General features: G+C 67.7%; 25 protein-coding genes and 1 tRNA gene. 8 read left to right on the top strand and 18 right to left on the bottom strand.

The features are described 5' to 3' along the window. Positions 1-64: 64 nt before the first annotated feature. The 5 genes from AC1Q6V_RS31685 to AC1Q6V_RS31665 are packed head-to-tail and all read right to left on the bottom strand — an operon-like array spanning position 65 to position 4,358. Complete coding sequence (locus AC1Q6V_RS31685; RefSeq protein ID WP_010814342.1) at positions 65-373, bottom strand: DUF2160 domain-containing protein; 309 nt, start codon at positions 371-373, stop codon at positions 65-67. A 42-nt stretch (positions 374-415) separates the two neighbouring features. Further along, positions 416-1,246 carry a carbohydrate ABC transporter permease gene (locus tag AC1Q6V_RS31680; protein ID WP_011615695.1) on the bottom strand — a complete coding sequence of 277 codons (831 nt, stop codon included), beginning with the start codon at positions 1,244-1,246 and terminating at the stop codon, positions 416-418. Continuing rightward, a complete protein-coding gene (locus tag AC1Q6V_RS31675; protein WP_010814344.1) occupies positions 1,239-2,123 on the bottom strand; it encodes a carbohydrate ABC transporter permease in 885 nt (294 codons plus the stop codon). The genes AC1Q6V_RS31680 and AC1Q6V_RS31675 overlap by 8 nt, the downstream gene beginning before the upstream one ends. Then, positions 2,120-3,226 (bottom strand): ABC transporter ATP-binding protein, encoded by a 1,107-nt coding sequence (locus tag AC1Q6V_RS31670; RefSeq protein WP_010814345.1) that lies wholly within the window; start codon positions 3,224-3,226, stop codon positions 2,120-2,122. Before AC1Q6V_RS31670 ends, AC1Q6V_RS31675 begins: the two co-directional genes overlap by 4 nt. A 1-nt stretch (position 3,227) precedes the next feature. Continuing rightward, positions 3,228-4,358 (bottom strand): ABC transporter ATP-binding protein, encoded by a 1,131-nt coding sequence (locus AC1Q6V_RS31665; RefSeq protein ID WP_037025177.1) that lies wholly within the window; start codon positions 4,356-4,358, stop codon positions 3,228-3,230. Between the two features lie 158 nt (positions 4,359-4,516). On the opposite strand from AC1Q6V_RS31665, the gene AC1Q6V_RS31660 reads away from it, so the two are divergent. Beyond that, on the top strand, positions 4,517-5,287 hold the full coding sequence (locus tag AC1Q6V_RS31660) for a DeoR/GlpR family DNA-binding transcription regulator (protein WP_010814347.1): 771 nt from the start codon (positions 4,517-4,519) through the stop codon (positions 5,285-5,287). A 136-nt stretch (positions 5,288-5,423) separates the two neighbouring features. Here the strand turns inward: AC1Q6V_RS31660 and purU are convergent, their stop codons facing one another. Both purU and AC1Q6V_RS31650 read right to left on the bottom strand, forming a co-directional pair. Beyond that, entirely contained in the window at positions 5,424-6,290 is an 867-nt protein-coding gene (gene purU / locus AC1Q6V_RS31655; RefSeq protein ID WP_010814348.1) for a formyltetrahydrofolate deformylase, read from the bottom strand. A gap of 96 nt (positions 6,291-6,386) precedes the next feature. After that, the gene (locus tag AC1Q6V_RS31650) at positions 6,387-7,286 is read right to left on the bottom strand and encodes an NUDIX hydrolase (RefSeq protein ID WP_037025178.1); all 900 of its coding nucleotides are present in this window, start codon (positions 7,284-7,286) and stop codon (positions 6,387-6,389) included. Between the two features lie 56 nt (positions 7,287-7,342). Here AC1Q6V_RS31650 and glpK point away from each other — a divergent pair, with 56 nt between their 5' ends. From glpK to AC1Q6V_RS31630, 4 genes are all read left to right on the top strand, one after another. Next, complete coding sequence (gene glpK / locus AC1Q6V_RS31645) at positions 7,343-8,914, top strand: glycerol kinase GlpK (RefSeq protein WP_454750437.1); 1,572 nt, start codon at positions 7,343-7,345, stop codon at positions 8,912-8,914. Between the two features lie 39 nt (positions 8,915-8,953). Further along, entirely contained in the window at positions 8,954-10,558 is a 1,605-nt protein-coding gene (locus AC1Q6V_RS31640) for a glycerol-3-phosphate dehydrogenase/oxidase (protein WP_454750438.1), read from the top strand. Positions 10,559-10,621: 63 nt separating this feature from the next. Next, on the top strand, positions 10,622-10,999 hold the full coding sequence (locus tag AC1Q6V_RS31635; RefSeq protein WP_058697215.1) for an MliC family protein: 378 nt from the start codon (positions 10,622-10,624) through the stop codon (positions 10,997-10,999). 69 nt (positions 11,000-11,068) lie between these two features. Beyond that, positions 11,069-11,446 (top strand): hypothetical protein, encoded by a 378-nt coding sequence (locus AC1Q6V_RS31630; protein WP_058697216.1) that lies wholly within the window; start codon positions 11,069-11,071, stop codon positions 11,444-11,446. Positions 11,447-11,500: 54 nt separating this feature from the next. Here AC1Q6V_RS31630 and AC1Q6V_RS31625 read toward each other — a convergent pair whose 3' ends face one another. The 6 genes from AC1Q6V_RS31625 to AC1Q6V_RS31600 form a co-directional block, all read right to left on the bottom strand. Continuing rightward, positions 11,501-11,782, bottom strand: a complete 282-nt coding sequence (locus tag AC1Q6V_RS31625; protein WP_010814354.1) for a hypothetical protein — start codon at positions 11,780-11,782, stop codon at positions 11,501-11,503. 77 nt (positions 11,783-11,859) lie between these two features. Beyond that, positions 11,860-12,084, bottom strand: a complete 225-nt coding sequence (locus tag AC1Q6V_RS31620) for a hypothetical protein (protein ID WP_010814355.1) — start codon at positions 12,082-12,084, stop codon at positions 11,860-11,862. A gap of 113 nt (positions 12,085-12,197) precedes the next feature. Beyond that, on the bottom strand, positions 12,198-12,620 hold the full coding sequence (locus AC1Q6V_RS31615) for a YXWGXW repeat-containing protein (protein WP_010814356.1): 423 nt from the start codon (positions 12,618-12,620) through the stop codon (positions 12,198-12,200). Positions 12,621-12,736: 116 nt separating this feature from the next. Further along, positions 12,737-12,940 carry a hypothetical protein gene (locus AC1Q6V_RS31610; RefSeq protein ID WP_058697217.1) on the bottom strand — a complete coding sequence of 68 codons (204 nt, stop codon included), beginning with the start codon at positions 12,938-12,940 and terminating at the stop codon, positions 12,737-12,739. A 67-nt stretch (positions 12,941-13,007) separates the two neighbouring features. Beyond that, entirely contained in the window at positions 13,008-13,412 is a 405-nt protein-coding gene (locus AC1Q6V_RS31605; protein WP_010814358.1) for a lysozyme inhibitor LprI family protein, read from the bottom strand. A gap of 64 nt (positions 13,413-13,476) precedes the next feature. Beyond that, positions 13,477-13,938: a CopD family protein gene (locus AC1Q6V_RS31600; protein WP_010814359.1), complete on the bottom strand. Its 462-nt coding sequence runs from the start codon at positions 13,936-13,938 to the stop codon at positions 13,477-13,479. Between the two features lie 305 nt (positions 13,939-14,243). Here AC1Q6V_RS31600 and yfiR point away from each other — a divergent pair, with 305 nt between their 5' ends. Genes yfiR through yfiB form a run of 3 tightly spaced genes read left to right on the top strand, consistent with a single transcriptional unit; the run spans position 14,244 to position 16,635 of the window. Then, positions 14,244-14,843 (top strand): regulatory sequestration protein YfiR, encoded by a 600-nt coding sequence (gene yfiR, locus AC1Q6V_RS31595; RefSeq protein ID WP_058697218.1) that lies wholly within the window; start codon positions 14,244-14,246, stop codon positions 14,841-14,843. Next, positions 14,840-16,105, top strand: a complete 1,266-nt coding sequence (gene dgcN / locus AC1Q6V_RS31590) for a diguanylate cyclase DgcN/YfiN (RefSeq protein WP_010814361.1) — start codon at positions 14,840-14,842, stop codon at positions 16,103-16,105. Before yfiR ends, dgcN begins: the two co-directional genes overlap by 4 nt. 8 nt (positions 16,106-16,113) lie before the next feature. Next, the gene (yfiB, locus tag AC1Q6V_RS31585; protein WP_041687459.1) at positions 16,114-16,635 is read left to right on the top strand and encodes an outer membrane lipoprotein YfiB; all 522 of its coding nucleotides are present in this window, start codon (positions 16,114-16,116) and stop codon (positions 16,633-16,635) included. Between the two features lie 16 nt (positions 16,636-16,651). Here yfiB and AC1Q6V_RS31580 read toward each other — a convergent pair whose 3' ends face one another. The 5 genes from AC1Q6V_RS31580 to AC1Q6V_RS31560 all read right to left on the bottom strand — a co-directional run bounded on the left by AC1Q6V_RS31580 (position 16,652) and on the right by AC1Q6V_RS31560 (position 21,009). Beyond that, entirely contained in the window at positions 16,652-16,927 is a 276-nt protein-coding gene (locus AC1Q6V_RS31580) for a hypothetical protein (RefSeq protein ID WP_010814363.1), read from the bottom strand. A gap of 51 nt (positions 16,928-16,978) precedes the next feature. Beyond that, positions 16,979-17,827, bottom strand: coding sequence for a D-amino acid aminotransferase (locus AC1Q6V_RS31575; protein WP_010814364.1), 849 nt, complete (start codon positions 17,825-17,827; stop codon positions 16,979-16,981). A gap of 119 nt (positions 17,828-17,946) precedes the next feature. Beyond that, complete coding sequence (locus AC1Q6V_RS31570; protein ID WP_058697219.1) at positions 17,947-18,438, bottom strand: GNAT family N-acetyltransferase; 492 nt, start codon at positions 18,436-18,438, stop codon at positions 17,947-17,949. Positions 18,439-18,781: 343 nt separating this feature from the next. Then, positions 18,782-18,872, bottom strand: a tRNA-Ser gene (locus tag AC1Q6V_RS31565). Positions 18,873-18,957: 85 nt separating this feature from the next. Next, the gene (locus AC1Q6V_RS31560; RefSeq protein ID WP_010814366.1) at positions 18,958-21,009 is read right to left on the bottom strand and encodes a VC_2705 family sodium/solute symporter; all 2,052 of its coding nucleotides are present in this window, start codon (positions 21,007-21,009) and stop codon (positions 18,958-18,960) included. Positions 21,010-21,261: the final 252 nt, after the last annotated feature.

Genomic DNA, 21,261 nt, shown 5'->3' with positions numbered 1-21,261 from the left:
GCGGCCCCGGGGCAGGGATAAGCCGCAAACCTTCCATTTAACCCTGATGCCTGCGAATAAACGGCTAGCCCTTGCGCATGATCAGCGCCAGCACCAGCATCGATACCCCGAAGCTGATCCAGACCGACGGCTCTTCGGGCAGCGACAGCCAAGCGGTGACTTTCTCGCCCAGTCCCACCCACGCCAGGTTGACCCAGGCGGCGCACATCAGCCCGATAAACAAGCGGTCGCCACGCGTGGTCGCGATCGGCAGGAAGCCCTTGCGCAGCACCGACGGCGCGCGTATTTCCCAGATAGTCATGGTGATCAGCATGACTACGATGCAGCCGAAGAACACCGCCACCGGTATCGTCCAGACCATCCAGCTCAGCATTGCGCCGTCACCTTGTGTTGTGATCAGGGTTGCGCCGCGCGCTTACACGCGACCCATCGCGAAGCCCTTCGCGATGTAATGCCGCACGAACCAGATCACGATGCCGCCGGGCACGATGGTCAGCACGCCGGCCGCGGCCAGCACGCCCCAGTCCATGCCCGATGCCGACACCGTGCGCGTCATGGTGGCGACGATGGGCTTGGCATTGACCGAGGTCAGCGTGCGCGCCAGCAGCAGCTCGACCCAGCTGAACATGAAGCAGAAGAACGCCGCCACGCCCACGCCGGCCTTGATCAGCGGCAGGAAGATGGTCAGGAAGAAGCGCGGGAACGAGTAGCCGTCGACATACGCGGTCTCGTCGATCTCGCGCGGCACGCCCGACATGAAGCCCTCCAGGATCCACACCGCCAGCGGCACGTTGAAGACCAGGTGCGCCAGCGCCACGCCCAGGTGGGTATCCATCAGCCCGATGGTGCTGTAGAGCTGGAAGAACGGCAGCAGGAACACCGCGGGCGGCGTCATGCGGTTGGTCAGCAGCCAGAAGAACACATGCTTGTCGCCGATGAACTGGTAGCGCGAAAAGGCATAGGCGGCCGGCAACGCCACGCTGATCGAGATCATCGTGTTCATCGCCACGTAGATCATTGAGTTGACGTAGCCCGAATACCAGGACGGGTCGGTGAAGATGGTCTTGTAATGCTGCAGCGTGAACTCCGCGGGCCACAGCGACAGCGTGGAGACGATCTCCTCGTTGGTCTTGAACGACATGTTCACCATCCAGTAGATCGGCACGATGGCGAACAGCAGGTAGACCAGCAGGAAGCCGGCGCGCCACCAGGTGGCGCGGTTGGCGGGGGGGCGCATCTCAGCCATGGGGCATGTCCTCGCTGCCGGCGGTGCCCGCGCGCTGCATCCAGTTATAGAGGATGAAGCACATGAGCAGGATGATCAGGAAATAGACGATGGAAAACGCTGCCGCCGGGCCCAGGTCGAACTGGCCCACGGCCTTCTGCGTCAGGTACTGCGACAGGAAGGTGGTGGCGTTGCCGGGGCCGCCGCCGGTCAGCACGAACGGCTCGGTATAGATCATGAAGCTGTCCATGAAGCGCAGCAGCACCGCGATCATCAGCACGCCGCGCAGCTTGGGCAGCTGGATATAGCGGAACACCGCCAGGCGCGAGGCGCCGTCGATCTGCGCGGCCTGGTAGTAGGCGTCGGGGATGGCGCGCAGTCCGGCGTAGCACAGCAGCGCCACCAGCGGCGTCCAGTGCCAGACGTCCATCACCAGCACCGTGACCCAGGCATCGAAAGCGCTGCCGGTGTAGTTGTAGTCGAACCCCAACGCCTCGAGCGCGGCACCGAGCAGGCCGATATCGGTGCGCCCGAAGATCTGCCAGATGGTGCCGACCACGTTCCACGGGATCAGCAGCGACAGCGCGATGATCACCAGCACCGTCGATGCCTTCCAGCCCCTGGCCGGCATCGACAGCGCCAGCAGGATGCCGAGCGGGATCTCCACCAGCAGCACCGCCAGCGAGAAGCCCAGCTGGCGCAGCAGCGCGTCGTGCAGCTCGCCATCGCGCAGCACGGTGCGGAACCATTCGGTGCCGACAAAGACGCGCCGCTCGGGCGAGATGATGTCCTGCACCGAGTAGTTGACGATGGTCATCAGCGGCAGGATCGCGGAGAACGCCACGCACACCACCACCGGCAACACCAGCAGCCAGGCCTTCTGGTTGACGGGCTTCATGGCACCAGTTCCTCGTTGACGTAGTAGCAGGTATGGCGGTTGAACACCGACAGCCAGGCCGTGTCGCCCAGGCGCAGATCGGCCGCCTCGATACCCAGCCGCGCGCGCAGCGTACCGGCCAGTGCGCCCGCCTCCTGCACTCCGCCGGTCAGCAGCCAGTAAGTGCCGATGTCCTGCGCGCGCTCGACCCGCACCGGCACCGCCTGCGCGTCGCTCTCCGGCGCCAGGCGCAGGTACTCGGGCCGCACGCCGATGCGGAAGCTGCCGGCCTCGCGCAGCGCCGCTTCAACTGACGGCGACAACTCCGGCATGTAGCGGCGACCCGCCAGCTCGATCGCGCCGTCGCGCCACTGCCCGGTCAGGAAATTCATGCCCGGCGAGCCGATGAAATGCCCGACGAAGGTATGCGCGGGACGCTCGAACAGCGCATCCGCCGGCCCCACCTGCACCGCCTTGCCGCGCGACATCACCACCACCTGGTCGGCAAAGGTCAGCGCCTCGGTCTGGTCGTGCGTCACGTAGATCAGCGTCAGGCGGAATTCGTGGTGGATTTCCTTGAGCTTGCGCCGCAGCTGCCATTTGAGCTGCGGGTCGATCACCGTCAGCGGCTCGTCGAAGAGGATGGCCGACACGTCCTGGCGCACCAGCCCGCGCCCCAGCGAGATCTTCTGCTTGGCGTCCGCGGCCAGGCCGCTGGCGCGGCGATCGAGCGTGGCCGACAGGTCCAGCATCTCGGCCACGCGCCCTACCCGCTCGCGCACCTGGGCTTCCGGCACGCCGCGGTTGCGCAGCGGGAAGGCCAGGTTCTCGCCGACGGTCATGGTGTCGTAGATCACCGGGAACTGGAACACCTGGGCGATATTGCGCGCCTGCGGCGTGGCGGCGGTCACGTCGCGGCCATCGAAGGCGATGGTGCCGTGCGAGGGCCGCAGCAGCCCGGAAATGCAGTTCAGCAGCGTGGTCTTGCCGCAGCCGGACGGGCCCAGCAGCGCATAGGCGCCGCCGTCTTCGAACGTGAATTGCAGCGGCAGCAGCGCGTAGTCCTCGTCGGTACGCGGATTTGGCACATAGGAGTGCGCCAGGTCCAGGTCGATGCGCGCCATCTCAGGCCCCTGCCCCGGCAGCCGCGGCCGCGCCGCCGGGCACGTCCGCCGCCAGCCCGCCCGGCCGGCGCGGCGCATGGATGCGGCGCCCGTCGGCGTCGAACAGATAGATCTGCTCGGGCAGCAGGTGCAGTGACACGGGCTCGCCCAGCGCCAGGTCGAGCACGCCGGCGAACTGCGCCACCAGGTTGCCCACCGGGGTATCGGCGTGGACGAAGGTGTCCGAGCCGGACAGCTCGGCCAGCGCCACGCGCCCCGGCACCGCCACCGCACCCGGCTCACCGGCCAGGCGCAATGCCGACGCGCGTACCCCCACCGTGACCGGGCCGTCGTGCCCGCCCGCGCCGGGCACCGGCACTGAGATGTCGCCGGCCAGCGTGACCCGGCCGCCCTGCAGCCGGCCCTCGACCAGGTTCATCGGCGGATCGTTGAAAGCGCGCGCCACGCGCAGCGAATCGGGGTAGTGGAAGACCTGGGGCGTGGGGCCGTACTGCAGCAGTTCGCCGGCGTCCAGCACCGCGGTATGGCCGCCCAGCAGCAGCGCTTCGCCGGGCTCGGTGGTGGCATAGACCACGGTGGCGTCGCCATGCGCGAACAGCTGCGCCAGTTCCTCACGCAGTTCTTCGCGCAGCTTGTAGTCAAGGTTGACCAGCGGCTCGTCCAGCAGCATCAGCGGCGCCTCCTTGGCCAGCGCACGCGCCAGTGCCACGCGCTGCTGCTGCCCGCCGGAGAGCTCGGACGGATAGCGGTCCAGCAGGTGGTCGATATGCAGCCGCCCGGCCAGCTCGCGCACGCGCGCGGCAATCTCTGCGGCCGGCGCCTTGCGCAGCAGCCGCAGCGGTGAGGCGATGTTGTCGAAGACCTTGAGCGACGGGTAGTTGATGAACTGCTGGTAGACCATCGATACATTGCGCTCGCGCACCGGCATGCCGGTCACGTCTTGGCCGTCGACCAGCACGCGGCCGGCGCTGGGCCGGTCCAGCCCGGCCATCAGCCGCATCAGCGAGGTCTTGCCCGCCTGCGTCGCGCCCAGCAGGATGGTCACCGCGCCCGGAACCGGCGCGAGCGTCATCGGAAAGAGATACGCCTGCGAACCTGCCTGCTGTGCGACGCCTTCCAAACGTAGCTGCATCCGGTCTCCATGTTCGATATGCTTCCCGCAGCACAGCTTTGGCGCGCGATGCAGGCACACAAGTCTTGGCTTGACGTTCGTTTTAGCAACAAAACGAACGTAAAACAATAGTGCACTGCATCATTTGTTTTCGTTTCTGTTTGAACTAGAATCCCGGCATGACCCTGAATCCCCGCCAGACGGCCCTGCTCGAAGAAGTCCGCACCCAGGGCTTTGCCTCCATCGACGAACTTGCGCGCAAATTCGGCGTCACGCTCCAGACGGTGCGCCGCGATGTCAACCTGCTGGCCGGGAACGGCATGCTGGCGCGCTTCCATGGCGGGGTGCGGGTGGAGGGCTCCACCACCGAGAACATCGCCTACCGGCAGCGGCAGGTGCTCAACGCCGAGGGCAAGGCGCGCATCGCGCGCGCGGTGGCCGCTGCGGTGCCCGAGGGCTGCTCGCTGATCCTGAACATCGGCACCACGGTGGAAGAGATAGCGCGCGAACTGATGCACCACCGCGGGCTGCGCGTGATCACCAACAACCTGAACGTGGCCAATATCCTTGCCGACAACCCCGATTGCGAGGTCATCGTCGCCGGCGGCGTGCTGCGCTCACGCGACCGCGGCATCGTGGGCGAGGCCACGGTGGAGTTCATCCGCCAGTTCAAGGTGGATATCGGGCTGATCGGCATCTCGGGCATCGAGACCGACGGCACGCTGCGCGACTACGATTTCCGCGAGGTCAAGGTGGCGCGGACCATCATCGAGCATTCACGCGAGGTGTGGCTGGCGGCGGACGCCAGCAAGTTCAATCGCCAGGCGATGGTGGAGCTGGCGCATGTGTCGCAGGTCGACCGGCTCTTTACCGACGAGCCGCTGGCAGCGCCGTTCGACCAGATCGTGGCCGACAGTGGGGTGAAGTGTGTGGTGGCGGAGCGGGAGTGAGCGCGCCGGGGACCGGCTTGAGGCTGCCTTGCTGGCGGTGATGCCCGGCGCCTCGCTCTTGCGACAGGCCAGCCCTCTCCCCCGGCCCCTCTCCCGCAAGCGGGAGAGGGGAGAACACCGAGGGTCGGGCAGAGAATTACTTGAACACCACGGTCTTGTGGCCGTTCAGCAGGATACGGTGTTCGGCATGCCACTTGACCGCGCGAGCCAGTGCCACGCATTCCACGTCGCGGCCGACGGCGGTCAGTTGCTCCGGGTCCATGCTGTGGTCCACGCGCTCGATCTCCTGCTCGATGATCGGGCCTTCGTCCAGGTCGGCGGTGACGTAGTGCGCGGTCGCGCCGATCAGCTTCACGCCGCGCTCATGCGCCTGGTAGTACGGCTTGGCGCCCTTGAAGCTGGGCAGGAACGAGTGGTGGATATTGATCGCGCGGCCGGCCAGCTTGCGGCACAGGTCATCGGACAGCACCTGCATGTAGCGCGCCAGCACCACCAGGTCGATCTTCTGCTCCTGCACCACGTCGAACACGCGCGCTTCCTGCGCTGCCTTCTGCTCGGCCGAGGCGTTCATCAGCGGCAGGTGGAAGAACGGCACGTCATACGATGCCGCCAGCTGGTAGAAGTCGCGGTGGTTCGAGACGATGGCCGCGATCTCGACCGGCAGGCCGCCCACCTTGGCGCGGAACAGCAGGTCGTTCAGGCAGTGGCCGATCTTGGACACCATGATCATCACGCGCGGCTTGACCGCGGCGTCGTTCAGCTCCCACTGCATGCCGAACTGGTCGCCCACCGGCGCGAACGCGGCCTTCAGCGTGTCCAGGTCCGGGCCGCCGGCGGCCGGCGTGAAATGCACGCGCATGAAGAAGCGGCCGGCGTACTCGTCACCGTACTGGTCGGAATCGACGATATTGCAGCCGTGCTGGAACAGCAGGCCCGAGACGGCATGGACGATGCCCGGCTGGTCGGGGCACGAGAGGGTCAGGATGAATCCGGTGTTGCTCATGGTGTGTTGTTCTGTCGGAGTGGCGCGGCGCAAGGCCGGAAAAATCAGGTCAGCGCGGTCGGCAAGACCGGCACAGGCGGAACCCGCGGCGACGGCTCAGGCGCGATGGTCAGGACCGAGCCAGCCGCGCCGCCCAAGGGCATCCAGCGTCACCAGTGTCGCATCAACCGTCATGGCGCCGGCCGACATGATAGCAAGCAATGCGGCCACATCGACGCGCCGGTGCTCGCTGACCTCGCCATCCTGGTTGCGCGGCGTGAAGCCGGGCGGCAGCAGCAGGTCGTAGACGTAGACCTGCTCCCACTGTACGCCTTCGGGCAGGTCGCGCAGCACCTCGATCATGCCGTGGGCCTGCGCGCCCTGCGCCAGCGCGGGCGGGATGCCGGATTCTTCCTCGCATTCGCGCACCAGCGTCGCCAGCGGATCGCTGCCGTGCGGCATGCCGCCGGCGACCAGGTTGTCCCACATGCCGGGGTCGACCGACTTGGCCGGGCTGCGCCGCGAGATCCACAGGGCGGGACCGCCGTCGACATCGCCATCCACAATGCCGTTCATGTGCGAGGCAAAGGTCAGCAGCCCGAGAAAGCGCGCCGCCGCGCGCTCCACCACGGTAAGTGCGGGCGCGTCCAGCGCAGGGGTGACCGCGAACAGTTCGTCACGCCAGCCGCGCACATGGCCGGCATCGGCCAGCTGGCGGGCCAGCGCCTGCAGCGCGGCGCTGCGCGCGTCGAAGTCATTGCGCCCGGGCAGCAGTTCTGCCGCCGTGGTGCCATCGGCCAGGCGCTCGTCCGGGCCGAGGATGGCGCCCATGCCGCGCAAGATTGCCGCATGGGCACGCGGCAGCCAGCCAACCTGCTGGCCTGCCGCCATCAGGCGCAGCTTGGCGGCGGCGTCGAAGCCGCTGCGCGCCGCCAGCGAGGCGGCGATCTGCGCGGCGGGATCGGCGGCGAAGTTGCCCGCGGCGTCCGCGGGTGGCAAGGAAGACGTTTCAGCCATCAGGAATCCATGCGCCGGCCGGGCCGGCGTGCTTTGTCATTGTCAGGATTGAACGCATGAACCAGCCAGCCGCGCAGGCCCAGCGCCCTGCATCGTCCCAGCTTCCCACCGAGCCGCAATATGTGCTGGCGCTCGACCAGGGCACCAGCAGCTCGCGGGCCATCCTGTTCGACCATGCCGGCAATGTGGTGCGGCTCGCGCAGCGCGAGTTCCGCCAATATTACCCACATCCCGGCCATGTCGAGCACGACCCCTACGAGATCTGGCAATCGCAGCTGGCGGTGGCGCACGCGGTGCTGTCCGATGCCGGCATCTCGGCCGCGCAGGTGCGCGCCATCGGCATCACCAACCAGCGAGAGACCACTGTGCTGTGGGACCGCAAGACCGGCGAGCCGGTCGGGCGCGCGCTGGTCTGGCAGGACCGCCGCACCGCGCCCATGTGCGAGGCGCTGCAGGCCGCCGGCCACGGCGAGCTGTTCCGCGACAAGACCGGCCTGATCATCGATGCCTACTTCTCCGGCACCAAGCTGCGCTGGATGCTCGACAACATCGAAGGCGCGCGCGAACGCGCCCAGCGCGGCGAGCTGGCCTTCGGCACCGTCGACAGCTGGCTGATCTGGCAGTTGACCGACGGCGCGCGCCATGTCACCGATGTGTCAAATGCCTCGCGCACCATGCTGTTCAATATCCACAACTTCGAGTGGGACGATGCGCTGCTGGCGCTGCTGGACATCCCGCACGCGCTGCTGCCCGAGGTGGTGGCGTCCAGCGGCGAGGTGGCGCGCACCTCGGCGCGGCTGTTCGGCATGCAGATCCCCATTGCCGGCATCGCCGGCGACCAGCAGGCCGCCACCTTCGGCCAGGCCTGCCTGTCGCCGGGCATGGCCAAGAACACCTACGGCACCGGCTGCTTCCTGCTGATGAATACCGGCTCGCAGCCGGTCACGTCGCACAACCGGCTGCTGACCACGATCGGCTGGCAGATCCGCGGCCAGACGCAATATTGCCTGGAAGGCGGCGTGTTCATGGGCGGCGCCACCATCCAGTGGCTGCGCGACGGCCTCAAGATCATCAATAGCGCTCCCGAGGTCGAGCCGCTGGCGCGCCAGTGCGACGACACCGGCGGCGTGGTGCTGGTACCCGCCTTTGCCGGCCTGGGCGCGCCGCACTGGGACCCGTTTGCACGCGGCACGCTGGTTGGCATGACGCGCGGCACCGGCCGGCCGCAGATCGCGCGCGCGGCGCTGGAATCGATCGCGCTGCAGAGCGTCGACGTGCTGGAAGCCATGCAGAAGGATGCCGGCATCTCGCTGGCCGAACTGCGCGTGGACGGTGGCGCCTCGCGCAGCGACCTGCTGATGCAGATGCAGGCCGACCTGCTCGGCACCCCGGTGGTCCGCCCGCGCGTGACCGAAACCACCGCGCTGGGCGCCGCCTACCTGGCGGGACTGGCCACCGGTTACTGGAGCGATCCGGCGGAGATCGCGCAGCAATGGCAGGTGGAGCGGCGCTTTGAGCCGAACCTGTCGGCTGACGCGCGCGGCCACCGGCTGGCGCGCTGGCATCGCGCAGTCGACCGCGCGCGCGACTGGGCGCGCGAGGACAAAGCCAGCGGCAGCCACGCCTGAGCGCCGGCCCACCCCGAACACACCCCCAAGAAAAGCGTCATGCAGAGAGTCTCCACCCCGATCCAGCCCCCCGACCGCGCCGCCCTGCTCGCCACCCTGGAGCGCGAGCCGCGCTGGGATGTGATCGTCATCGGCGGCGGCGCCACCGGCCTGGGCACCGCAGTCGACGCCGCCTCGCGCGGCTACCGCACGCTGCTGGTCGAAGCCGCGGATTTTGCCAAGGGCACCTCCAGCAAGGCCACCAAGCTGGTGCATGGCGGCGTGCGCTACCTGGCCCAGGGCAATATCAGCCTGGTGCGCGAGGCCCTGCACGAGCGCGGCCTGCTGGCGCGCAACGCGCCGCACCTGGTGTGGCCGCTGGGCTTCGTGGTGCCGGCCTACCAGCTGTTCGACCAGCCCTTCTACGGCATCGGCCTCAAGGTCTACGACATGCTGGCCGGCGACCTCAACCTGGCCGGCAGCCGCTGGCTGAACCACCGCGAGGTGCTGGCCGCGGCGCCCAACCTGGCCGAGCACGTCGGCGGGCGTCCGCTGCGCGGCGGCAACCTGTATTTCGACGGCCAGTTCGACGATGCGCGGCTGGCGGTGGCGCTGATGCGCACGCTGTTCGACGTGGGCGGCACCGCGCTCAACTACATGTGCGTGACGGGCCTGAGCCAGCAAGGCGGCGTGATCAGCGGCGTGACCGTGCAGGATGTGCTGGGCGACGCCACCTTCCACCTGCGCGCCGACTGCGTGATCAACGCCACCGGCGTGTGGGTCGATGCGATCCGGCAGATGGAAGACGGCCACGCGCGCGCCATGGTCGCGCCCAGCCAGGGCGTGCACCTGACGCTGCCGCGCAGCTTCCTGCCGGGCGAGCGCGCCATCCTGATCCCCAAGACCGACGACGGCCGGGTGCTGTTCGTGGTGCCCTGGAACGGCCACACCATCGTCGGCACCACCGACACCCCGCGCCGCGACCTGCCGCTGGAACCAGACGCCGGCGCCGACGACGTCGACTTCATCCTGGAAACCGCGTCGCGCTACCTCGCCAGGGACCCGACCCGCGCCGACGTCACCAGTGTCTGGGCCGGCCTGCGGCCGCTGGTGCGGGCCACCGGCGAGGCCTCTACCGCGTCGCTGTCGCGCGAGCATACGATCCTGGTGTCCAAGGCCGGGCTGATCACCGTCACCGGCGGCAAGTGGACCACTTACCGCAAGATGGCTGAAGACGTGATCGAGACCGCGATCCAGCGCCAGATGGTGCGCGCGGCCCCGTGCGTGACCGCCGAGCTGCCCCTGCACGGCGCGGCGGGGCTGCCGGCCGGGCTGCCGCCGCCGGATTCAGGCTCGCCGGACCGCTACTACGGCAATGAGCTGGACCTGCTGCGCGCGCTGCCCGGATATGACCGCATGCTGGCACCGGCGTCAGGCCTGACCGAAGCGCACGTGCGCTTTGCGGCCCGGCACGAACTGGCGCGCCGGGTCGAGGACGTGCTGGCCCGCCGCAACCGCGCGCTGTTCCTGGACGCGCGCGCCGCCGTGGACGCCGCGCCGGCCGTGGCCGCTATCCTGGCCGAGGAACTCGGCGAGGACGAGGCCTGGCAGGCGCGCGAAATCGAGAGTTTCCGCACGCTCGCCGCCGGCTACATGCTCGGCTGACCCGGACGCCGGCGCCGCCCCTCTCAACTGGCTGACAATCCACCCATCGACCAAGGCAAAGCCATGACCACTCGCCCGATCCTGTCCTGCGCCCGCGCCGTGGCCCTGCTCGCAACCCTCGGCGCGTGCGCCGCGGCACACGCCGCCCGTGCGCCCGGCATCGACGGCGTGCGCTTCCCGGACGTGCGCACCGTGCGCTACCAGTGCGACGGCGGCAAGACGCTTTCCGTGCGCTATTTCAACAGTCCGGACAACCAGGCGGCGGTGTTCCGCATCGATGGCAAGCCCGTGCTGGCGGTCAGCACCGTGTCGGCCTCCGGCGCGCGCTATGTCGGCGGCCGCTACGAATGGTGGACCAAGGGCGAGGAAGGCACGCTGCGCGACCTGATGCAGGCCGAAAACGCCGCGCCGGCGCTGGCCAACTGCCAGGCAAAGCCCTAAGCGCCACGTCAACGTTTGAGGTGGCGGCGTTCCGGGCGATAATGCGGGGATTGAATCAGGGAGAACACCATGGACGAGATTGAAGATCTGTCCGATCTGCCGATGCCCCGCTTTATCTGGGGCTTCGCCGTTATCGCAGGCAAAGGCGGCGAGGTCATGCACGACGAGTTCGAGTATCTGACCCATACCCGCAGCCCGCGCTTCACCTGCCGCGTGGTCGAGCTAGAAGACATGCCGGCGGAAAGCGAGGAAGACGCCATCGATGGCCGCATCGTCCATGAAGACGATCCGAGCCGGATGTTCTATATCACCGATGCCGGCATGGCGCTGGTCAATTTCCAGCTGTTCGACAGGATGCCGGACAAGCAGAAATTCAAGCGCATCTGCGACGAAGCCATCGCCAACTGGATGCTGCGCCGCGAATTCCTTGACGAAGAAGAGGACTGACCCGCTCGCGACCTGATGGGGTCAGGCAGGTGGCCGCGGGCGCGGCCACCATATTCAGCTCTGGCCCTGCTCCGGCGGCAACGCGCCCGCCAGCAGCTCATTGAGCAGCCCGGTCATGCCACCCGGGTGATCCACGGCAAGCGCTTGCAGGCGCTTGACCAGCGTGCCGTCCAGCTTGCACGCAAAGGGCACCAGACCTTGCTCCTGGTCCAGCCGGCGCTGTTCGCGCCGGTCCGGGCGCGCAGCGCCGCCGGGAATACCCCGGCCCGCCGAAGCCTGCTTCAGGCTGTTGGCGATCTTCAGGCCCTTGTTTTTTTCCAGGTCCGTTTTCTTCACGGCATTATCCGAAAGTCTGTAGAGGCCGGTATTGTACGCACTCGCGGCACCCACCGGCCGCAACGCGACCGGCGCCGCTATTCGTTGCCGACTTCGATCAGTTCGGCAGCCACCCGCTGGATTTCCGCATAGACAGGAATGGCCTCCATCGGCCCGGTGCAGCCCACGGCCGTGGCCTGGCTGGCATCGGCGCCAGGCGGCAGGAACACAAAGGCCATGCCGGGCTGCCAGCCGGGATGCTTGCGCAGGCTGTCATTGAGGATGTCGAGATACTGCGCGCGCGTGAAAACGTGCTTTGCCATTGCTACCTCCGGTATCCGCCGCCGATGTGCCGCGTGGGCGCGGTTGTCATGGCGGCGATCGTAGCATGGCAAGGCCACCCGGCGTCACCGTGCTGCGCCCGGTGGCCGGCACCTCAGCACTCGCCCTTCTTGGCGTGGCCGGGTGGGCAGTGATAGCCCTTGTCCTTGTGGCCCTTATCCTTCTGCCCCTTGTCCTTGTACCCGCCCTGGTCCCAGCGACCCGGCACCAGCACCCAGCCGTCGCGCGACTGGATCCAGCGCGGCGACTCATAGATATAGCCGGGGCGTTCACGTTCCCAGCGCCCCTTCTTCCAGGCGTGCTTGTGGTGGTGATCATCCCAGTCCCAGTAGCCCGGCATCCAGACATAGCCGGAGCGCGGTGCGGGCACGACCTCGTAGATCGGGGCCGGCGGTGGTACGCCGATGGCAATATTGACCGACACCTGGGCCATCGACGCCGCACTGAACGTCAGGCCGGAACCCAGCAGGGCCGCCAGCAGGAGGACCTTGGCCGGCCGGAGCGCGCGATGTGTCATGGGAGTCCTTTCTTGTGGAGGAACATGCCCACAGTCTAGCGCGCACCGATCCCGGCGCAATGTAAGAAACGGTATCCGTTGATCACAAAGATGCCGGCGCGCAACACTGGCCCAGCCTAGTGGTCTTCGGCCATCGCCTTGAGCTGGGCCTCGCCCGCTACCCGCGCGGCATCCGAGGTGGTGAAGGTGTCGTCCGAAACGATGGCGCGCCGGATCTGCCGCGCGCCGAAGTCCACCAGCGCGATGACCCACACATAGCGCCCCGCCTGGGGCGCCGTTTGCACAAAGGCCTTCAGGTTGTTCCGCGATTCACTTGCCATGATCCATCTCCTGGTGAGACGTGCCGCAGCACAGGTGTCTGGGAACTCTAGCACATGGCTCGCCCGCTCACCGGGCGGCGGCCTCGGTGGCGAAGTCACGCAATTCGCGCACCCGCGCGGCGCTCATGCGGGCCATGCAGGTCGCTCCGGCCACGCGCGCGGCCGTGCCGCCGGCCGGATTGGCCACATAGGCGCAATTGGCCTGGCGGAATTCCAGCCAGGCACGCTGCGCCACCCGCAACTGGCCGGTGCGCGGCGCTTCCAGCCGCCGCAGCAAGCCTTGATAGGCGCTGTTCAGCGCCACGTCCTGGACCCGTGTTTCGACCGCAGCGCAGCCGAGGATGTCGGCAGTCGAGATGGCCTTGGCCATGCAGCGTTCATATTCAGCGCTCAGGCCATTGCCTTGCTCGGCGCGGGCCGGTGCGCCCGCCATTGCAAGGCCAAGGACGGCAAGACATGCGATGACGCGCATAACGGCTCTCCCATTGCCAGGTGGTGACGCGACGATGCAGGGCCATGCCGGGGCATCGGGCCGCTCAGGCCAGCCAGCGCCCCAGCGTGGCCACGGCGATATTGACCAGCCCGAGCACCAGGTTGGTCCCCACCGCCTGCCGGATGCGGTTCAGCGCGGCACCGGCGGCCGGCCAGTCCTGGGCATCCACGGCCCGGCCCAGCACGCGATACGGCCCAAACCACACGTAGCAGAAAATCACCGTCATGACGAGGCCGACGCCCATCATCAGGTGCCAGTTGCGTGGGGCAGCGGACATGCCCACTGCCGCCATCATCGCCGCACCGCTCAGCAGGATCGCGATCACCGCCGCCCATACCCACGGGAAGAAGCGGGCAAACACGCCGCGCCAGAGCCGCAGCCGCGGCGGCGGTTCCAGCACGGTGCCGGCCACCGGCCGCAGGCACAGGTAGGCGAAGAACATGCCGCCCACCCAGACGGCAACGCCGGCAACGTGCAGGAAGCGGAAAAGCGGGTCGGCAATCATGGCGGCATGCGGCGGCGAGGCGCGCGTTGGGGACGATGGACCCATTCTAAGTGTTGTGCCCGCCACGGCGAAGCGCTGCGCGCGTTCCCGCCTGACTTCAGGAAAACGACCCAAAACCGTTAAACATTCCGTATCACGCCGCGTCGCAAACGGGCCCCACGCAAGCATGCCCGCACAAGCGGGTTCCGGGGCGGATTCCGCCCGTGCCGGACGCTTGACCGCCCGGAACCCGCCCCCGGACAATAACCGCGGCTGCGGCCAGCCCACCATCCATACAGGCCGTACCGAACCTCCTTTCCCAGACCATGGCTCCTGCCCCAGCCAGCGCCCTTCCCAGTGCCGATTCCACCCGACGTCCACCGCTGCTGCGCCGCGCCCTGCCGGCCCTGCTCGCCGTGACGCTGGCGGTGCTGCCGGCCATGCTGCCGCCGGCGGTGACGGCGCAGCCCGCGCCGCAGCGCACCGACCTGGTCGCGCGCGTGGTCTTCAGCCTGCTGGGGTATGCACGCTGGCCGGTTGAGCGCGACCCGGTGCGGCTGTGCGTGGACAGCACCAGCCGCTACTCCGCGCGGCTGATGGAAGGCGGCACGCTCGCCAACGGCCGCGCGGTGCGCGCGCGCCAGGTCGACGTGCTGGCCGACATGCTGCATCCGGCCTGCGATGCCCTCTACATCGGCGCCATGAACGAAGCCCGCCGCAAGCGGCTGTCTGGCGAGCTGACCGGCCGCCCTGTGCTGGTGATCGCCGAGGAAGACTTCGAGTGCGAGGTCGGCAGCATGTTCTGCCTGAACATCCGCGACCAGCAGGTCTCGTTCCGCGTCAACCTCGACACGCTCGCCCGCAGCGGCGTGCACGTGCACCCCGGCGTGCTGCAGCTGGGCCGCCGCAAGGGAGCGCCGTCATGAGCGCCCACCAGCCGGCGCGCGGCAACGGCGCCCGCCCCACCCTCTACAGCGTGCTGCGCCGGATCCACCTGGGCGTGGCGCTGATCGCGGTATTTACTGCCGGGGTATCGCTGACCGCCCTCGGCCTGACCGCACTGCGCGTCTATGCCGACCACAACGTGCGGCTGGTGGCCCGCTCGATCGCCTACACCCTGGAGGCGCCGGTCGTATTCCGCGACCAGGCGGCCACCGGCGAGACACTGGCGGCCATCGCCGCGTCCGAGGACATCGCGCGCGCCACCGTCTACGACCACGGCAACCACGTGCTGGCCGAATGGCAGCGCCCCGGCCAGGCGCCACTGACCGGCTTGCGCCACGTGCTGAGCGAGTGGCTGAGCATGGGGGTCGTGGAACAACCGATCCTGCACCAGACGCAACAGGTCGGCATGCTGCGCGTCAGTGGCGATCCCCGCAACCTGCTGCATTTCCTGCTGCGCGGCGCGCTCGGCCTGCTTGGCTGCCTGCTGCTGACCGCCGTCGGCGCCCACTACCTGGCCAGCCGGCTGCTGGTGCAGATCGTCGAGCCGCTGCGCAACCTGATGCGCGTGGCGCACGCGGTGCGTTCCAAGCGCGATTTCGCGCAGCGCACGCCGCCGGCCAGCATCGCGGAACTCAATGCCCTCAGCGAGGACTTCAACGGCCTGCTGGACGAACTGCAGACCTGGCAGAACCAGATGCAGCACGAGAACCGCTCGCTCGCCCACCGCGCCAACCACGATGCGCTGACCGGCCTGCTCAACCGCGCCGCCTTCGTCGAAGCGCTGGAGCACGCTGTGCGCCATGCCGCTGCCAACGACGAATACGCGGCCGTGCTGTACCTGGACAGTGACGATTTCAAGAACATCAACGACCGCCACGGCCATGCCGCCGGCGATGCCGTGCTGGTGGCCGTGGCCCAGCGCATCCGCGCCAGCCTGCGCGCCGGCGACACCGTGGCACGCATCGGCGGCGACGAATTCGCCGTGCTGGCCGCAGCGCTGCGCGCGCCGCGCGACGCCATCCATATCGCCGAGCATATCCTGCAGGCGATGTCCGCCCCGATCGACCTGCCCGACGGCAGCACGGTGCAGGCGTCGCTCAGCATCGGCCTGGCCGTCTTCCCTGTCCACGCGCAAGGCAGCCAGGCGCTGCTGCACGCGGCCGACGCCGCCATGTACGGCGCCAAGCGGCGCTCCGGCGGCACCTGGCAAAGCGCCGAGCCGCGCCTGGACGTCACGCAATGAGAACCCGCATGCCCGAACGCCTGACCCCGCCCTGCTGGAAGTCCCTGTGGAAACTCTGGCTCGCCGCCGTCGTGCTGGCGGGGCTGTCGCTGGCCGGCTGCCAGACCGCGCCGCCCGCCACCGGGCTGTCTCCGGCCCAGGTCGCGGTGCTGAAGCAGGAAGGCTTCGCCCTGACCGATGAAGGCTGGGAACTCGGCTTGTCAGACAAGCTGCTGTTCGGATTCAATGAGGACCTGATCGACGCTGAGCGCGCCGCCAATGTGCAGCGCCTCGGGCGGGCGCTGAAGGGCGCGGGCATCGAGCGCCTGCGCGTGGATGGCCACACCGACGACGCGGGCTCGGCCGAATACAACCAGTCGCTGTCAGTGCGGCGCGCCGAAGCAGTGGCAAGGCTGCTGGCGGGCGCCGGCTTTGCGCCGGAAAACATCGAAGTTCGCGGACGGGGCAAGAGCCGCCCAGTGGCCGACAACCGCACCGCCGCCGGACGCAGCGAGAACCGGCGCGTCGCCATCGTCGTATCGGTCGAGTAGGACGACGGCCGGCGCTTCAGTCCCCGAACGGATTGGGCGCGCGGTTCTCCGGCGCGTCGCTCAGGTCGAACTCGTCGCGCACCTTGTCGACCACCGCGCGGATGCTGGCCTCGTAGCCGGACGCATTGCCGAAGCCCGTCATATTCCAGTTGCGCCCGCGCGCATCGCGCGCGTGCGGCACAGGCGCCGGCACCCGGACCTTGGCGCCGTCCTCGCCGATTTCATAGATTTGCTGGATGCGCCGGCTCACCTCGTCCTGCAGGGCACGCCGGCCACGCTCACGCTTGGCCATGGCTGACTCCTCGATCGATCCCGAGGCATCCTAGCACGCACGCAAATCAGCTCAAAGCGCAGCCTTGGCAGCCTGGTACGCAGCGTAAAGCCGGCCAAAGACCGGCCCCGGCACCCCCTTGCCGATGGCGCGGCCATCGATGGTCACCACCGGCAGCAGCTCCTTGCTGGCCGACGACAGCATCACCTCATCGGCGGCGAACACCTCTTCCTTCGCAATGCGGCGCGCCTCCAGCGCAATCCCCAGCGCGGCACAGACCTCTTCCATGAACCCGTAGCGGATGCCTTCCAGGATCAGGTTGTCCTTGGGCGGCGCCATCACGCGGCCATCGCGCACCACCCACACATTGGACGCCGACGCCTCGGTCAGCCAGCCATCCCGGAACTGGATCGCCTCGATCACGCCGTGCTCCACCGCATGCTGCGCCGCCAGCACGTTGCCCAGCAGCGACGTCGACTTGATCTGGCAGTTCAGCCAGCGCCGGTCCTCCATCGTCACGCACGCCACGCCCTGCTCAAGCATCTGCGCCGACGGCAACGCCATCGGGTTGGTCATGATCAGCACCGTCGGCACGACCTCCTTCGGAAACGCATGCGTGCGCTTGGCGACGCCGCGCGACACCTGGATGTAGACCAGCTGGTCCGACAGGCCGTTGGCCTCGACCACCTCGCCGACCAGCTCCAGCCACTGCCCGGCGCTGTATGGATCGGGAATCCCGATGCCCTCCAGGCTGCGGTGCAGGCGGGCCAGATGCTGGTCCGCGCGGAATGGCTTGCCGTTGTAGTAAGGGATGACTTCGTAGATGCCATCGCCAAAGATGAAGCCGCGGTCGAGGACGGGGATGCGGGCTTCGGAGAGAGGGGTCAGGGTGCCGTTGAGGTGAACGATGGGTTCGGACATGGGGGCAAGTGCCATAGATTCGAAATAGATGCCTGATTCTTTCACGGGCAGGCACACAGGTTCATGCAATTTGCGCATGAGGTTGGCTACCCGTGCCAAGCCGGCGCCGGCGCGCAGGCTCAGGCTGGCGGCAGCGCTTTCGACAGCAGCACAGTGGTAAAGCCGCTGTCCCAGCTTTCGTCGGGATAGAAATCGATCTCGGCATAACCATGGCGCCGGTAGAACGCGCGGCTTTGCACGTTGAATGTGTCCGTCTCCAGCCTCGCCTCGCGATGCCCGGCGCGGGCAATCGCGCCTTCGGCATGGGCCAGCAGCGCCCCGCCCAGCCCCATGCGTTGCCATGCCCGCCCGACATGCAGGGCCCAGACAAAATTGTTTTCCCAATCCACCATCGCGGCGGGCACGCCATCCACGCAGGCTACGCGGAATGCTTGCAGGCGCGCTTCGACGTAGCTTCGGGTCTTGCCTTGCCGTTCAAAGGCAGCTGCCGCGGCGGCTGTCAATTGCGGCTTCCAGGTGCCGAGGTAGGTGTCGGTCAGGATGGCTTCCACCGCTTGCGCGTCTGCGGGCAAGGCGGGGCGGATTTCGAGTTGGAAGGTGAGTTTGGTCATGGCCGGGAGGATACCGGGCACCGGGTAAATGGCGGAAGCCCTCTCACGGACACTAAAACTTGGCGGACAGAACGACTGGCTTGGCACGCTCAGCCAATCCGGCGCCGAGATGGCTGGCATAGCCATGTCGCCTTGCGGCAACACCTCTATTTAGAGGGATGCGCGATACAAGGTCCTATACGACCATCGCTCACGGGCGATCCCGCGACTCGCCCACTACTACTTCAGCCCTCGCCTACCCTGGCCGAGGGCTTTTCTTTGAGCCCTTCAGGCATACGAAGCCACCAGAGACTGGAAACAAAAAAAGCCGCCCAGGCGGGCGGCTTTGCTTTGCATAGTGTTCTGGCGGAGAGAGGGGGATTCGAACCCCCGATAGGCTGTTAACCTATACACGCTTTCCAGGCGTGCGACTTAAACCACTCATCCATCTCTCCGGGAAGTCCGAGATTATAGCAGAGTTGCCTGGCGAATCCAGTGCCTCGTCGCCGTATCCCCCCTTACTTGACAACCCCATTCGCCCTACCCCTTGCGCAGGTAGCTCACCAGCCGGTCGATCACCGGTGCATTGCGTGGCGTCAGCAGGCTGACGATGATGGCCACGGCGAAGCCCGCCGGCACACCGAAGGCGCCGGAGGCGATCGGGTCGACGCCGAACCAGCGGTTGCCGAAGATGCCGGTCATGCGGGTGAAGAACGGGTAGTTGACGATGATGTAGTAGACCGCCACGCCCAGCCCGGCGGCCATGCCGGCGACTGCGCCGGCGGCGGTGGTGCGGCGCCAGAAGATGCCGAGGACCAGTACCGGGAAGAAGCTAGAGGCGGCCAGCGAGAACGCAGCGCCGACCAGGAAGAGGATATTGCCGGGGCGCAGCGATGTGACGTAGGAGGCAAAAAGCGCCACGCCCAGCAACACGATCTTGGCGGTGGTGACGCGCCGCTGGTGGCTCGCCTGGCGGTCGACCATGTGATAGAAGACGTCGTGCGAGAGCGCATTGGCGATGGTCAGCAACAGGCCGTCGGCGGTGGACAGCGCCGCGGCCAGGGCGCCGGCGGCGATCAGGCCGGAGATCACGTATGGCAGGCCGGCGATTTCCGGGGCGGCCAGCACGATCATGTCGGGCTGGAGCAGGATCTCGGCCCATTGCACGATGCCGTCGCCGTTGACATCGCGGATGCCGAACACGGGTGGATCGACCTTGCGCCATTGCACCACCCACTGCGGCAATTCGGCGTAGGGGGTTCCCACCAGGTGCTGGAAGAACTCGAATTTGACCAACGCTGCCAGCGTGGGCGCGGACACGTACAGCAAGGCGATGAAGAACACGGCCCAGGCCACGGAGTTGCGCGTTTCCTTGACCGACGGGGTGGTGTAGAGCCGCGTCAGGATGTGCGGCAGGCTGGCGGTGCCGACCATCAGGCAGAACACCAGCAGGACAAAATTCAGCCGCTTGGTCTTGCGCTCCTGCTCCGATGCCGCGGGATAGGGTTCGGTCGATGACAGCGAATGGCGGCTGCGGGCCAGTGCGTCTGCCCGCTGCTGGTTCCACTGCTGCTGTGCCGCCGCGGGGTCGCGCGGGAATTCCAGCCGTTCGCGCTCCAGCGACTTGATGTCGCGCAGCGGGGCATTGCGCGTGCGCAGGTCCTGCAGCCGCGCGTCGAGCGCGTCGCGCTCCTGGGCAAAGGAATCGGGCAGCCGGGCGATGCGCTCCTGCAGCAGGATGGCCTGCTGCCGGTAGTACTCGCGCACGGCCTGCTCGGCCGGCTCGCGCTCCAGTTGCTGCTCGCGCGCGTCGAGTTGCGACAGCAGCGTGCCGTAGCTGAGCTGCGGCAACGCTTCGTGGTGATGCTTCCACGCGATCATCGATACCGTGACCAGGAAGGCGACGATCATCATGATGTACTGCGCCACCTGCGTCCATGTGACCGCGCGCATGCCGCCCAGGAACGAGCACACCAGGATGCCGGCCAGCCCGAAGAAGATGCCGACGGCAAACTCCACGCCGATAAAGCGCGTCACCACCAGCCCCACGCCCTGGATCTGCGCAACCAGGTAGACGAAGGAGCAGAGCGAAGCCGCCAGCACCGCGATCGCGCGCACTGGCAGGTTGCCGCCGGGCTTGCCGTTGCCGTAGCGCGCCGCGAGGAAATCGGGAATGGTGTAGCCGCCGTACTTGCGTAGGTACGGCGCCAGCAGGAAGGCCACCAGGCAGTAGCCGCCGGTCCAGCCCATCACATAGGCCAGCCCTTCGTAGCCCGAGGCAAACAGGATGCCGGCCAGGCCGATGAAGGACGCCGCGCTCATCCAGTCGGCGGCAATCGCCATGCCGTTGAACAGCGCCGGCACGCGCCGCGAGGCAACGTAGTACTCGTTCAGGTCAGAGGTGCGGCAGATCAGGCCGATGCAGGCATAGATCGCGATGGTGATGAAGAGGAAGACGTAGCCGAGCCACAGCGCATCGGCATTGGACTTTTCAAGCAGCCCCATCATGCCGACGAAGCCGAACAACCCTAGCGTGAACAGGCCGTAGTACAGCAGCAACCGTCGGCGAAAGCGCGACTGGGCTTCAGGCATTGGGGACGGTCCGTGGTCGGTGGGGGGCTATCGTAACAAACCCGCCGGCGCGCGGGAACGCGGCGGCGGGTTCAAGGGCTCGATCGGGCCGAAGCCAGACGATCACTGCGCCTGCTTGAGCTGCTCCAGGATGGCCGGATTCTCCAGCGTCGAGGTGTCCTGCGTGATCTCCTCCCCCTTGGCCAGCGACCGCAGCAGGCGCCGCATGATCTTGCCCGAGCGCGTCTTGGGCAGGTTGTCGCCAAAGCGGAT

The sequence above is a fragment of the Cupriavidus sp. GW823-FHT07B10 genome (assembly GCF_058794355.1).
The sequence above is the reverse complement of the archived record's forward strand: the minus strand, read 5'-3'. Positions and strand labels throughout refer to the sequence as shown.

Bases quoted from the DNA above. Each gene is read 5' to 3' on its own strand.
- AC1Q6V_RS31575 (WP_010814364.1), bottom strand. From the start codon at position 17,827: ATGTCCGAACCCATCGTTCACCTCAACGGCACCCTGACCCCTCTCTCC.
- AC1Q6V_RS31605 (WP_010814358.1), bottom strand. From the start codon at position 13,412: ATGCGCGTCATCGCATGTCTTGCCGTCCTTGGCCTTGCAATGGCGGGC.
- AC1Q6V_RS31610 (WP_058697217.1), bottom strand. From the start codon at position 12,940: ATGGCAAGTGAATCGCGGAACAACCTGAAGGCCTTTGTGCAAACGGCG.
- AC1Q6V_RS31660 (WP_010814347.1), top strand. From the start codon at position 4,517: ATGACCCTGAATCCCCGCCAGACGGCCCTGCTCGAAGAAGTCCGCACC.
- AC1Q6V_RS31685 (WP_010814342.1), bottom strand. From the start codon at position 373: ATGCTGAGCTGGATGGTCTGGACGATACCGGTGGCGGTGTTCTTCGGC.
- AC1Q6V_RS31620 (WP_010814355.1), bottom strand. From the start codon at position 12,084: ATGGCAAAGCACGTTTTCACGCGCGCGCAGTATCTCGACATCCTCAAT.
- purU (WP_010814348.1), bottom strand. From the start codon at position 6,290: ATGAGCAACACCGGATTCATCCTGACCCTCTCGTGCCCCGACCAGCCG.
- yfiB (WP_041687459.1), top strand. From the start codon at position 16,114: ATGCCCGAACGCCTGACCCCGCCCTGCTGGAAGTCCCTGTGGAAACTC.
- yfiR (WP_058697218.1), top strand. From the start codon at position 14,244: ATGGCTCCTGCCCCAGCCAGCGCCCTTCCCAGTGCCGATTCCACCCGA.
- AC1Q6V_RS31570 (WP_058697219.1), bottom strand. From the start codon at position 18,438: ATGACCAAACTCACCTTCCAACTCGAAATCCGCCCCGCCTTGCCCGCA.
- AC1Q6V_RS31650 (WP_037025178.1), bottom strand. From the start codon at position 7,286: ATGGCTGAAACGTCTTCCTTGCCACCCGCGGACGCCGCGGGCAACTTC.
- AC1Q6V_RS31580 (WP_010814363.1), bottom strand. From the start codon at position 16,927: ATGGCCAAGCGTGAGCGTGGCCGGCGTGCCCTGCAGGACGAGGTGAGC.
- AC1Q6V_RS31675 (WP_010814344.1), bottom strand. From the start codon at position 2,123: ATGAAGCCCGTCAACCAGAAGGCCTGGCTGCTGGTGTTGCCGGTGGTG.
- glpK (WP_454750437.1), top strand. From the start codon at position 7,343: ATGAACCAGCCAGCCGCGCAGGCCCAGCGCCCTGCATCGTCCCAGCTT.
- AC1Q6V_RS31630 (WP_058697216.1), top strand. From the start codon at position 11,069: ATGGACGAGATTGAAGATCTGTCCGATCTGCCGATGCCCCGCTTTATC.
- AC1Q6V_RS31640 (WP_454750438.1), top strand. From the start codon at position 8,954: ATGCAGAGAGTCTCCACCCCGATCCAGCCCCCCGACCGCGCCGCCCTG.
- AC1Q6V_RS31670 (WP_010814345.1), bottom strand. From the start codon at position 3,226: ATGGCGCGCATCGACCTGGACCTGGCGCACTCCTATGTGCCAAATCCG.
- AC1Q6V_RS31600 (WP_010814359.1), bottom strand. From the start codon at position 13,938: ATGATTGCCGACCCGCTTTTCCGCTTCCTGCACGTTGCCGGCGTTGCC.
- AC1Q6V_RS31635 (WP_058697215.1), top strand. From the start codon at position 10,622: ATGACCACTCGCCCGATCCTGTCCTGCGCCCGCGCCGTGGCCCTGCTC.
- AC1Q6V_RS31560 (WP_010814366.1), bottom strand. From the start codon at position 21,009: ATGCCTGAAGCCCAGTCGCGCTTTCGCCGACGGTTGCTGCTGTACTAC.
- AC1Q6V_RS31680 (WP_011615695.1), bottom strand. From the start codon at position 1,246: ATGGCTGAGATGCGCCCCCCCGCCAACCGCGCCACCTGGTGGCGCGCC.
- AC1Q6V_RS31615 (WP_010814356.1), bottom strand. From the start codon at position 12,620: ATGACACATCGCGCGCTCCGGCCGGCCAAGGTCCTCCTGCTGGCGGCC.
- dgcN (WP_010814361.1), top strand. From the start codon at position 14,840: ATGAGCGCCCACCAGCCGGCGCGCGGCAACGGCGCCCGCCCCACCCTC.
- AC1Q6V_RS31665 (WP_037025177.1), bottom strand. From the start codon at position 4,358: ATGCAGCTACGTTTGGAAGGCGTCGCACAGCAGGCAGGTTCGCAGGCG.